Source organism: Priestia sp. KCTC 13724 (assembly GCF_056820425.1).
In genome coordinates, this window is sequence record NZ_JBXDLD010000157.1 from 1 (window position 1) to 11,488 (window position 11,488).

General features: G+C 38.9%; 10 protein-coding genes and 2 pseudogenes. 6 read left to right on the forward strand and 6 right to left on the reverse strand.

The features are described from left to right. The first annotated feature begins 101 nt into the window (after window positions 1-101). The 5 genes and pseudogenes from AC1UFB_RS17510 to AC1UFB_RS17530 form a co-directional block, all read left to right on the forward strand. Window positions 102-2,036 (forward strand): zinc ribbon domain-containing protein, encoded by a 1,935-nt coding sequence (locus AC1UFB_RS17510; protein WP_482589580.1) that lies wholly within the window; start codon window positions 102-104, stop codon window positions 2,034-2,036. A gap of 78 nt (window positions 2,037-2,114) precedes the next feature. After that, complete coding sequence (locus tag AC1UFB_RS17515) at window positions 2,115-2,966, forward strand: hypothetical protein (RefSeq protein WP_482589582.1); 852 nt, start codon at window positions 2,115-2,117, stop codon at window positions 2,964-2,966. Window positions 2,967-3,036: 70 nt separating this feature from the next. Next, window positions 3,037-4,176, forward strand: a complete 1,140-nt coding sequence (locus tag AC1UFB_RS17520) for a TcaA 3rd/4th domain-containing protein (RefSeq protein ID WP_482589584.1) — start codon at window positions 3,037-3,039, stop codon at window positions 4,174-4,176. Window positions 4,177-4,317: 141 nt separating this feature from the next. Then, window positions 4,318-4,443, forward strand: coding sequence for a hypothetical protein (locus tag AC1UFB_RS17525; RefSeq protein WP_257788889.1), 126 nt, complete (start codon window positions 4,318-4,320; stop codon window positions 4,441-4,443). Between the two features lie 220 nt (window positions 4,444-4,663). Beyond that, window positions 4,664-4,780, forward strand: a pseudogene (locus tag AC1UFB_RS17530) (GNAT family N-acetyltransferase); the annotation flags it as partial. A gap of 128 nt (window positions 4,781-4,908) precedes the next feature. Here AC1UFB_RS17530 and AC1UFB_RS17535 read toward each other — a convergent pair. The 6 genes from AC1UFB_RS17535 to AC1UFB_RS17560 all read right to left on the reverse strand — a co-directional run bounded on the left by AC1UFB_RS17535 (window position 4,909) and on the right by AC1UFB_RS17560 (window position 10,436). Beyond that, entirely contained in the window at window positions 4,909-5,070 is a 162-nt protein-coding gene (locus AC1UFB_RS17535; RefSeq protein ID WP_482589586.1) for a hypothetical protein, read from the reverse strand. A 114-nt stretch (window positions 5,071-5,184) separates the two neighbouring features. Then, on the reverse strand, window positions 5,185-5,403 hold the full coding sequence (locus tag AC1UFB_RS17540) for a hypothetical protein (protein WP_025911774.1): 219 nt from the start codon (window positions 5,401-5,403) through the stop codon (window positions 5,185-5,187). Between the two features lie 91 nt (window positions 5,404-5,494). Continuing rightward, on the reverse strand, window positions 5,495-6,748 hold the full coding sequence (locus AC1UFB_RS17545) for a C40 family peptidase (RefSeq protein ID WP_482589588.1): 1,254 nt from the start codon (window positions 6,746-6,748) through the stop codon (window positions 5,495-5,497). A 438-nt stretch (window positions 6,749-7,186) separates the two neighbouring features. Beyond that, window positions 7,187-8,899 (reverse strand): methyl-accepting chemotaxis protein, encoded by a 1,713-nt coding sequence (locus tag AC1UFB_RS17550; protein ID WP_482589590.1) that lies wholly within the window; start codon window positions 8,897-8,899, stop codon window positions 7,187-7,189. 134 nt (window positions 8,900-9,033) lie between these two features. Then, entirely contained in the window at window positions 9,034-9,336 is a 303-nt protein-coding gene (locus tag AC1UFB_RS17555; protein ID WP_025911770.1) for a hypothetical protein, read from the reverse strand. 245 nt (window positions 9,337-9,581) lie between these two features. Then, a complete protein-coding gene (locus AC1UFB_RS17560; RefSeq protein WP_100347271.1) occupies window positions 9,582-10,436 on the reverse strand; it encodes a TetR/AcrR family transcriptional regulator in 855 nt (284 codons plus the stop codon). 204 nt (window positions 10,437-10,640) lie between these two features. Between AC1UFB_RS17560 and AC1UFB_RS17565 the strand changes: the two are divergent. After that, window positions 10,641-11,417, forward strand: a pseudogene (locus AC1UFB_RS17565) (efflux RND transporter permease subunit); the annotation flags it as partial. Between the last annotated feature and the right edge of the window lie 71 nt (window positions 11,418-11,488).

An 11,488-nucleotide genomic window follows, 5' to 3' on the forward strand; every position in this document is an offset into this window, starting at 1 on the left:
TTCGTTTTTCTTTATAAAAGGAAAAATAAGAAAACAGAAAATTCAGTTAAAATTTATGCGACGCTAGTGTTGTTTTATATTTAAAAAAGGAGGTTATGCGTATGGCATTTTGTAAAGAATGCGGAACAAACCAACAAGAAGGAGCGCAGTTTTGTCAAAACTGTGGAGAACCGTTTGAGCAACAGTTAGCTCAGCCCACAGAGCAAACGGTAACCACAAATTCACGACATACACAAAAGTCACCAATGACGAAAAAGAAAAAGGCGTTAATTATCTCAGTTAGTGCTGCTATCGTAGTATTATTCGGTGGGTATCAGTACGGAAAAGCAGCCACTGATAAAGATAAAATAATTGATCGCTTTGAAACGGCTCTTATTGAACAAGATGAAAAAGAGGTTGCTAGTTTTCTAACATCTACAGATCCGAGTTTGAAGATTGGAGAAAAGGATGTCAAAGGCTTTGTAAGCTACTTTAAGAAAAACCCTGATGAACGAAAAGACGTTATTAAGTTTTTAAAGAGACAGTCAGCATCAATGGATGGCTCAGCTGTGAGCGTATTAGGTAATGAGCTAGAAGATAGTCCTATTAGGCTAAATAAAGGTGGTAAAACAGCTCTTATCTTTGATAAGTATTCAGTTCAAGTGGACCCTGTATATGTCGACATTAGCACTAATTACAAAAATACGGAATTATACATAAATGGTAAAAAGATTGATACGGCAACATCGGATGATTTTAAAGGCACATACGGTCCTTATTTGCCTGGTACTTATAAAATTGAAGGTAAATTAAAAGCTGATTTTGTGGACTTAGTAGCTAAAGAAAACGTAGAGCTTACTAATACAGTGGATACAGAAAACGTTAACCTTTCATTAGACGGCTCGGATGTTACGGTGTATACCGGAATTGAAGATGCAGAGATTTCGTCTAACGTATTGATTGATGGAAAAGACGTTGGCGTAGATTTAGCAAAAAAAGATACGTTTGGTCCAGTGCTAACAGAAGGTTCTATGAAGCTACAAGTAAAAGCTAAGCTTCCTTGGGGAGAAGCTACGACTGCTAATCACGCAATTGATGGGTCAGAAGTGTACGTGAACTTTGGCACCGATAAAAAAACACAAGATGCGCTGATTGATACGATTGTGAGTTCAACAAAAGGGTGGTTAAGTGCATACACGGCTCAAGACCCAAGTAAAGCTGTAAATGTAACCGCAAATCACTTAGCAGATTTAAAAGAAAACATTAGCTATGATCAAGATATTAGTCGTCTGTATAAAAACAAGTATATTGGCACGACGTTTAATTTAGATGATATGGATATTCGATATGAAGATGGAGACTGGACGGCTACCGTATATGGGCTTCAAGAATACGAAGAGGCTTATTACTACCAAGGTGACATTCCAGAAATGAGCAAGCAAAATACCTTTATGGAATACACGCTAATTTATGATGAAAAACAAGAAAAGTGGTTAGTTCATAACGCTTCTAGCACATACGGTGAGTTATCGAAAAAAGTGAAAGAAGTCATGGAAGATAAGCCAAAAACGTATCAAACAAGCGCTAGCTCATCATCAAAGAAAGATAGTGAAACAAGCGAAGATGTAGAGACAGCAGAGACTGTGAATGAAAGTTCGGAAGACGAAAGTGAAGAAGGGCAAGCAAACTATTCATCTGACGAAATTGGTTCGTTTATGGCCAACTATATGGATGCAACAATTTCTTCTATTAATAACGAAGATTTCTCTATCGCATCACCTTATATTGACCCCAATGGTCCAAAGTATAAAGAACAAAAAGATTACACAGCGTATCTAAATGAAAAAGGAATTACGGAAGAGCTACATACGTTTGATGTGAAAAACGTAAAAGATCTAGGAGACGGTCTATACGAAGTCTCTACATATGAAGAGTATACAATTTCATATGCTGATGGAACTAGTAAACAAGCAAACTTCAATACGGTTCATCAAGTAAAAGATAGTGACGGAGAACTAGGTGTTTACAAGCTTGTTAAAACGACTGAAACAAATTAAAAGTAGCATAACATCTAGAGGGAGGATTTTATAAATGCAATGTTTAAACTGTGGTCATCATAACGATGGCGGAAAATTTTGCGTAAAGTGTGGAAAAAATTAGAAGCAGTGGCTGCTCAGCAAGCAGCAGCAGGAGTAGAGGCTGTGCCAACTCAGCAGCCAGCTCAACAACAACCAATACCGAACTATTCACAACAACAAGTGCCACAACAACCGAATCAACATGTAGAAAACGCAAAGAAAATTTCAAAACTGTACATCGGTTACTTTATGCAAGGCTTAAAAAACCCAACTGCAACGGCTCAAGGAGTACGTGGAGAACAGTTTATTAATGGTCTTATTACAATGATTCTTTTTGCTATCAGCATACCGCTAATGATTTATCTTGGAATTGATTCCATCTTAGATAAAGTGCTTAATAAATTTTCAGTTCTACTATTGCCTTTGCTAGGCTCAGATTTTATAGATCTAAGAGAAGATTTGAAGAATGTAGTTAAGTTGGATTTCACGGATATTGTTATTATTAATGGACTTATTTCTATGTTATGTATTGGTGCAATTGTTCTTGTAACTTTTGGAGCTGTTAAGCTAGCAAAGGTTAATGTTTCTATTCAAGATGTCTTTGCACGTTTTGGTGCATTTTTAATTGCCCCAACAGCGGTGATGCTTGTGGGTGTAGTATTCGCTTTATTAAAGATTTCACTATTTTCATATATCTTAGGTTTTGGAATCCTAGGATTATTTCTAACAGTAGCATTTACAATTTTAAGCTTTAAGCACAGTGACTCAAATGGCTTAGATAGGGTCTATGGTACGCTACTTACTTATATCGTTATGGCAATTTTACTTGTACTTTTTGGACGACACTTAATTGAAGCCGTTGTTTCTAGTCTGGGTTCTAATATGCAGGATACGTTTGGTGACTGGTAACGCATTAGAGTAAATCGTAGAAAAAGCATCGTGGCTAGACGGTGCTTTTTCATGTGAAGGAGAATAAAAGATGAGTTATTGTAATAATTGCGGTTATAAAATAAATGAAGAACAAACGTTTTGTCCCGAATGCGGAGAAGTTGTGAATCCTTCCAAAACAGCTACTACTGAAAGTGCACCCCCTGTTCAGAAGAAAGTAATGGGATTAAAAGCAAAAGTTATCACAGCTACTGTTGTGGCTTTAGGTGCGATAGCATTTGGAGGGTTCTACATTGTTGATAAAAAGGTTATGTCACCAACTGCCATTTCAGATACATTCATAGAAGCTGTTCAACATAAAGACATCAAAACGGTTAAAAAGTTTGTGAATGAAGGTCAGATTGAATTAAAAGCTAGTGATCAGCAAGTTGAGCAGTTTGTTAAATATGTACATGACAATCCAAAAATGCTGACAGAAATGTCAAAAGGGTTAAAAAAGGATGCAGATGTATATGAAAATCGTGTGCAAATGGCAACAGGTGATGAAGCTACCTCTTCACACGTTCAAATCGAATCTAACGGCAAGAAATGGATCTTATTCGATCATTACACGATTCGTGTTCAGCCTGCGTATGCGGAAGTCACGTCTAACTTGGAAAAAGCAGATGTTTACATTGATAATCAAACAGTAGGTACCATTAAAGATGCAGATGAATCTCAAACAGTAGGTCCATTTTTACCTGGAGAACACGAAATGAAATTGTCTACAAAAGGTGATTATGGAACCGTTGAAATGAAACAAACGATTGAGTCAACGGATAGCGATGAAGAAATAAGTGTTGACTTTGATTGGGGAGATCATTACGTTTCGTTATACTCTGATTACTTTGATGGAACTGTATTCGTAAACGGTAAGAGTACAGGTAAAACGGTTGAAGAGCTTGAATACATTGGTCCGGTTAATTTAGATGGATCAGTGGAAGTACATGCAGAACGAAAATTTGGTTCGAAAACGAAGAAAACACCAGCTATTACTCTTGAAGGTGACATTGTGGAGTATATTGCTGTGCATACGGATATTACTGAGCGTAAGCGTATGGAAAAACAGCTTGAGTTTGAAGCGTTCCACGATGGACTAACGAGGCTTCCGAACCGTGAAATGCTTTACCAAAACTTAAACAACTTGATAGAAAAAGGAACATCAGGGCTTGTGTTGCTTTTTTTAGGCTAATGCTGTCGAATGAGATGAACGTGTCAAGTTTTATATCTTTATAGGAACTTTTGTAGAAAGCATTTCCCTTTTCTGTTAAAACCTTCATAATGAATTTAAACAACTAAATAAACGGAAAAAACGGTGAAGGGAGAAAGAAAGATGAAGGAAAAGAATGAGTTAACGTTAGAGGATTTTATTACAGAGGATCAATTTGATTTAGAGATATATTTAGACTATCTTTTAAAGCAGTCGCGCTATCAGCCACCGGTTGAATCAGTAGGTTGAAAGGGACAGGTTATTAAAAAAGCAGATGAGTAGTAAAGAAAATGGTGAAAAATAGTTATCTACGTCATCATTAGTCTGAATATTTAAAATAAAAGTAGTTTGGTAAAGGAGGCGTTCATTATGACAACTACGTATATCGTTATCTCAGCAGTGAAACAGGAGGGAACGTCTGCCTAAATGTGTGCGTTCCCTTATTATGAAAGGGGAACAAATGGATGAAGTCGGCTATCACCCAAACAATGAAAGAGCACACGAGCTCTACGCATCGCTTGGGTTTACGGATGAAGGAAACCGCTTTGGAAGAGAGATGGCGGTTGTAAAATATATGGAAAGTTAGGAATTAAAAGAGGAGTTGGGTACCCGCCCAGCTCCTTTGCTATTGTTACACATAAATTGAATCAGAAGATTAAACATAAGAAAAAGAGTTTGGGATATAACAAAATGATTGTTTCTAAAAGACGAACACTAGCTGTTCCCATCTCTTTGTTTTGTCTCAACACATTCGTTCCATTGCGCTACGGTCACTCGCTTTCCGCGGGGAGGAACCTGAGCTTCCTCGCTGCGCTGCGGGATCTCACGTTTCCCTCTCTTTCCCGCAGGAGTCGAGTGTCCTACGCTCCATTCCACCCTGTTTCCAACATTGTTTTCACAATCAACCAAAAAACCTGAACGATTAAAAGTTATGAACTCTCAATCGTTCAGGTATAGTAGAGGCTGAACTACTTATGTCTCAGTCTCTTTCTACAGCATAATCGCCGCTAATATAATGAGTCCAAGCGTAACGGCGTTAATACTCATTTTAAATTTGTCGCCTTTTTTAATAGCTAAGAACAGTTCAAATGCGATAATAATTGCCAGGATGACTAGCGCAATCCATAGCGGTAAGTTAAAGAAATAAACGCTTAAAATAATGACGGCGTAAATAATGCTTAAAAACATGCTTTTCTTTGCTTCAGTCATAAGAAAGCTCCTTAGTGGTTATGTATAATAGATATTCCTATTAAAAAATTTACCACCTTTAGAGGGATTATTCAAATTTCTAGAAGAATGTTTAGCTTTCTCCGATGCGCTTTGCCCCGTAATATTTAGGCGCCCAATAGCTATCTGCCTTCATATTTGTCACCGTTACGCCTTTTGATGGTGTGACGTGAACAACATAGTCATTGCCGATATAAATAGCCGGGTTTAAAGTAGAGGCTTTAAAAAAAACGATGTCACCAGGTTGAAGATTATTTTTCTCAACCGGTGTACCGACGTTCCACTGGCTTGATCCGTAGCGAGGTAAGTCAACGTTTAAAGCTTCTTTATATACATACTGTACAAATCCACCTGTATCAAAGCCATCAGGAGTTGTCCCACCGCTTAAATAAGGCACTTCTCCGATATATTTCGTAGCGGTGGATACAACGGGGCCTTCTTTCGGTAAAGATAACCCTTCAAAGCGTCGGACTCCCGCAAACTTAGACGTCCAATAGCTGTTTGACACGTAGTCAATCGCGACGTTTTCACTGCGTTTAGCGTGAATAAATTGACCTCCTCCAATGTAAATGCCAACGTGTGAGATACCTTCGCGGTACGTATTTTGGAAGAAAATCACGTCTCCAACCTGCATATCTTCTTTTGCAATTTCGGTTCCTACTTTCCACTGCTGGTCAGTTGAGCGTGGAAGATAAATATCTTTAGCTTGCTCAAATACATACTGAACAAAACTTGAGCAATCAACGCCTTCTTCAATTGAATCACTGCCAAATACGTAAGGTGTGCCAATGAGTTTAAGTGCCTCTGCAACTAACGGATCTTCTTTTGCGATTTCAGGTGAAGACGTAACACGTTTTGCGGTCACAAATTTAGGTGACCAAAACGAGCTGTTTGCAAAATTTTGTTGAATTACTTTTCCTTTAGAAGGGGAAGGGTAAATCATATCGCCATTGCCTACATAAATCCCTACGCTTGTCACGCTTCCATCTTCTTTTGAGCTAAAGAATACTAAATCACCAGGTGCAATTTCTTCACGAGAAATGGTTTCACCAAGCTGTGATTGCTCTATTAATGTACGTGGAAGTTTAACGTTAATGGCTTGCTTCCAAACATACTGTACGAGGCCTGAACTATCAAACCCTTCTTCAAGGGATTCTCCCCCTGTTGTGTGAGGGGCACCCAGCATTTCTTTCGCTTTTTGCGTAAGTAGTGCCGATGCTGTTTCAGTTGCCTCTACGTGCTCTGGTGATGATGAAAGTGAAGAAAACGGCGTAGCTAAAAGGCCAACGCTAAGTGTTGCAATTAGTAACGGTTTGTATGGTTTCATTTTGGCTATCTCCTTATCATTCTAAATATCTATATTTCTTATCGGAAGAGAATTTAAAAGGATAATAAACTTATCTAATTCTGTGTATAAAATGAGATAAAAGAACTAGTTACCTGAAAAATAAAAAGAAGGTGGGACATAACAAAACAAATTTCCAAAAAGACGAACACGCCCTTTTCTCACTTCTTTACGTTGGCAGAACACGTTCGTTCCATTGCGCTACAGCCACTCGCTTTCCGCGGGGAGGAACCTGAGCTTCCTCGCTGCGCTGCGGGATCTCCGTTTTCCCTTTCTTTCCCGCAGGAGTCGAGTGTCCTACGCTCCTGTTTCCAAACTAGTTTTTCCCAATCAGCAAAAAACCTGAACGATTAAAAGTCAGGAACTCTCAACTGTTCAGGTTTATCATTTGCTGGATTACTTATGTCTCAGCCTCTTTTTTTAGACTTTGAATCGTTGAATTGATTCTTGGAGTTCCTGTGCAAGACTTGCTAGAGCAGTAGAGGAAGCTGTTATTTCTTCCATCGAAGCAAGCTGCTCTTCCGTTGCAGCAGCTGCATTTTGTGTACTGCTTGCTGCTTCTTCGGCGACGCCGTTTACTTCAAAAACAGCTTGCGTTACTTGAGCGGTACCAATCGATAGTTCTTCTACCGTTGCGGTCACTTCTTTAATTTGAGCCGCTAAATCCGTTACCGTCTTGTTAATTGTTGCAAACGACGTACCGGCTTTTGTTGTTACGTCCATTCCTTCTTTTACTTCTGCCAAAGCGGAGTCAATTGACTCTGTAGTTTGCTTCGTTTCATTCTGGATAAGCGTAACAAGCGCTGCAATTTGCTCGGCTGATTGAGCTGACTGTTCAGCTAATTTACGCACTTCAGCAGCAACAACTGCAAACCCTTTCCCATGCTCACCAGCACGAGCAGCTTCAATTGCTGCATTTAGCGCCAGGAGATTTGTCTGGCCCGCAATATTTGTAATCACTTCGTTAATACGCTCAATTTCGTTTGAGCGCTCGGCTAAGCTTTGAAACACGGTTGATAAGCCAATGACCGTATCGTTAATAGAGTTCATTTGTGTATTAACCGTTTGAATGGCTGTGCTACCTTCTGCAGATAAATGAGATGCTTCTTTAGCTGTTGTAGCTGCTTTGTCGATATGGTCATATACAACGCTTGAGGACATTGCCATATTCTCAATAACTGCCATTGACTTTTCAACAGAGCCGGCTTGTTGCGTTGCACCATCAGCTAATTCTTGCATCACGCTTGAAATATGCTGACTTGCCGCCGTGCTTTGCTGAGCGCTGGCGCTAAGCTGCTGTGAAGAGGCTGCGACCTGCTCAGACGTCATATTGGTAGTTTGAATGACGCGTCGAGTATTCTGAATTAAATCTGTGAACGCATTTGTCAAAACTCCAATTTCATCCTTTGATTTGTAAGTGCTTTTGACAGTGAAATCACCGTCAGCTGCTTGTAAGGCTAACGTGCGCAGTTCTCGAATTGGTTGTGCAATTAAGCGACCAATAAAGGTGCCAATAGTTATTAATAAAAGAAGCGCTACACCTGCTACAATCATTGTTAAATTTGTTGCTTCTTTAGCATCTTGTTGGTTTTGTTTATAGATAACTTCGGCTTGCTGTGTATTTAATTCTTGAAGCGTTGCCAAATAGCGATTCGCAAAACTACGAACAGGGGCGACTTCGCTTGTATATAATTCATATGCTTCGTCCTTTTTATTTGCGGTTGCTAACTCAATTGTCTGATTGCGTAAGTCTCGCAATTCATCAAGCTTATCTTCATAGGATGCCAGTGCTTTTTCTTGCTCTGGTAACATCTTAATTTTTTTGAGTTTTTCTAAGTTTTTGTCCTGTGTACGAAGGATACTAGTAATCTGAGTGTTCAGCTCTCCGTTACGTCGTGGTTCCTTTGTAATCATCATTTCTAAAACAAACGTATCTAGCGCGCGGTTGTTGGTCTGAATCTGTTGAACAAGGCTGTTTGGAATTAATTGTTCCGTATACATAATCTCAGATCCACGAGTAGTGAATTGGGTGGATAGGTAGCCAATCGTTCCAACAATGATGAGAGAAATAGAGGCTATGGTAAGTAAAATGAAAAATTTCAATGAAAGCTTTAAATTACGAAGAATATTCATCCGTTTTCTCCTTTGAAAATAAAATTAAATGCATATTGTAGCTACTACATATATCGGACTATTTGCCTAAAAATTTAGAGTCATAAAAAATTGTCTGGATAAATAAAAAAGCCATCTGCAAAAGCGGGTGGCCATTATGCTTTGAAATGTCGAATGGACTCCTGGAGTTCTTCAGCCAACTCTGCAAGAGAGTTAGCTGAAGCTGTAATCTCTTCCATTGAAGCGAGCTGTTTTTGCGTGGCAGCGGATGCATTTTGCGAGCTGCCAGCCGCTTGTTCGGATACGGCTTTCACTTGGGTGATGGAATTTGTTACTGCGGTAGTTCCGTTTGATACTTCCTCGATGGTTGCCGTTACTTCTTGAATTTGAGCCGCTAAGCCCATAATTGCATCATTAATCGTGGCAAACGATGTGCCTGCTTCAATCGCGATACTCATTCAGTATATTTACTATATCGGTAGAGAAAGAGAAGTGTTTAAAAGGTGGTTGAAAAATGTCGCATTCTTTGCGAATCGACTATATGCGAAGTGAAGATAGAGGGAAAATATATTTTTCCTTTTCATAGATTATAGACTGGGTTCTAAAGTTAAATAGAAGTAACATACAGTAGCAAATAAGGAACAAACATAGAAAAGAGTAAAGTCCCTTACCTGTGTAAAGGTAGGGGACTAGCTTCCTGAATTTATTGTTTGTTTGCATAATAACCTAAAATGACGTTTCGATAATGATGGAGGCTAGGATAATCGTCAAAGTTTGAAAGCATTCCTTGAATAACAGGAATTCGCGGCTTTTCTTTCATTATTTCTTCCTTAATCACTTGAAGCGTTACGAATAGCTCTTCTTCGTCTAGCTTTTGAATTTCTTCTTCTAAATTGGCTACAATTTTTTCAAGGTTTGTTTCATTATCAAAAAGGAAGCGAGATAATAGTTCGTTTGCTTTGTCATTCGTGAGTAGGGGAGTATCGTTATGAATATCCTTTACGATGCTGTCCATTCTGTTCAAAATGAAATTTGCAAGTTTTGTTAGATCTATGTCTTCATTTGACAGCAAGATGACGCGCATATATGAATGAATCATTCCGTCAATTAGAAACGTTAAGTCCCACGAATACTTTTCTACGTCTGGACCATAGATTGCTAACATGCTTTGACGATAATAGCGGTGCGCTTCCATTTGTTTTTCAAACAGTAGCTTCTTAACCGTTTCATTTTGCGGAATAGCTTGTTCTTTGGCAAGCATAATGAAAAATTCGCGGTGGTTAATAAAGTGTGAAAACCATGCGGCCTGCTGGTGAATAAACTTTTCCCGAGGGCTCTGATTGGTCGCTGTTTGTTTATCGAATGCTTCGCTAATTATGGCAAATTGATGCTGCAAGATCGCTAATAATAAATCATCTTTGGATTTAAAATGTAAATAAAACGACCCTTTTGAAATGCCGCTTTCCGTTGCAATCTCTTGAACCGAGGTTGCCGAAAACCCCTTGTTTGCAAATAGCTTCATTCCAGCTTCAATAATTTGTGTATTCTTCTCAGTCATGAAAGAACCCTCCTTAAACACTTAGTTTCCCCGTATTTTAAGAGACCAAAACCTCTTAATTCGTTATGGTATCTTTTCGTTCCTTATCAAAATAGTTGACAGATAATCACTAGGACAATTATAGTTGATTTTGTGCTGACTGACCAGTCAGTTTAAAATTATACCGAATGCATAACACTTAAGCAAAAAGGAAGGTGCTAGTTATTGAAGGGGTTAGTTAATTTCGTTTTAAAGAATAAGTTAGCCGTATGGTTATTAACGATTATTGTCACCGTATCGGGTATTTATGCTGGAACAAGAATGAAAATGGAAAGCATACCTGATATTTCTGTTCCGTACCTAATCGTGATGGACGTGTATCCAGGAGCGACGGCAGAACAGGTTATGGAAGACATATCAAGACCAATGGAACAAAATATCGAAGGCTTAGAAGATGTGAAGGCTGTTTACTCAAACTCATCTGCCAACGTATCTCAGGTTCAAATCGAATATGAGTACGGTGTGGATATGGATGAGAAAAAGCGTGAGCTAGAAGCGGCGCTTGATAACGTCACGCTGCCGGAAGACGCGGAAGAGCCATCGGTTATGGCAATCAGCATGAACATGATGCCAGTTGTTGCGTTATCCATCAGCAGCGATAAGGAAGACATTGTTGAGTTATCTTCAACAGTACAAGACATGGTTCTTCCTAAAATTGAAAACATCGACGGCGTAGCAGGCGCAACGCTCACAGGTCAACATATTGAAGAGGTAAACCTTGTCTACAATCAAGACAAAATGAAAGAGCTTGGCTTAACAGAAGACAAAGTCAAAGAAATGGTTCAAGCAAGCGATATGTCACTATCACTCGGCTTAAAAGAATTTGAAACAGGGAAAGAAGCTGTTTCACTCGATGGTGATATCACAACGATTGAAGACTTAAAAGACGTGTTAATTCCAGTTACACCAACTGCTCAAAACCAAAGTCCGTTTGTGAAGCTAGGATATAAGTTTGATTTTAATTTCCGACGTGCTTATTTTTAAAAAAATGCGTCCATACTGTTCCTAAGATA

What these genes read in the sequence shown, in the direction of transcription:
- AC1UFB_RS17550 (WP_482589590.1), bottom strand. Translation starts at nt 8,899, where the DNA reads ATGAATATTCTTCGTAATTTAAAGCTTTCATTGAAATTTTTCATTTTA.
- AC1UFB_RS17510 (WP_482589580.1), top strand. Translation starts at nt 102, where the DNA reads ATGGCATTTTGTAAAGAATGCGGAACAAACCAACAAGAAGGAGCGCAG.
- AC1UFB_RS17540 (WP_025911774.1), bottom strand. Translation starts at nt 5,403, where the DNA reads ATGACTGAAGCAAAGAAAAGCATGTTTTTAAGCATTATTTACGCCGTC.
- AC1UFB_RS17520 (WP_482589584.1), top strand. Translation starts at nt 3,037, where the DNA reads ATGAGTTATTGTAATAATTGCGGTTATAAAATAAATGAAGAACAAACG.
- AC1UFB_RS17560 (WP_100347271.1), bottom strand. Translation starts at nt 10,436, where the DNA reads ATGACTGAGAAGAATACACAAATTATTGAAGCTGGAATGAAGCTATTT.
- AC1UFB_RS17555 (WP_025911770.1), bottom strand. Translation starts at nt 9,336, where the DNA reads ATGAGTATCGCGATTGAAGCAGGCACATCGTTTGCCACGATTAATGAT.
- AC1UFB_RS17525 (WP_257788889.1), top strand. Translation starts at nt 4,318, where the DNA reads ATGAAGGAAAAGAATGAGTTAACGTTAGAGGATTTTATTACAGAGGAT.
- AC1UFB_RS17545 (WP_482589588.1), bottom strand. Translation starts at nt 6,748, where the DNA reads ATGAAACCATACAAACCGTTACTAATTGCAACACTTAGCGTTGGCCTT.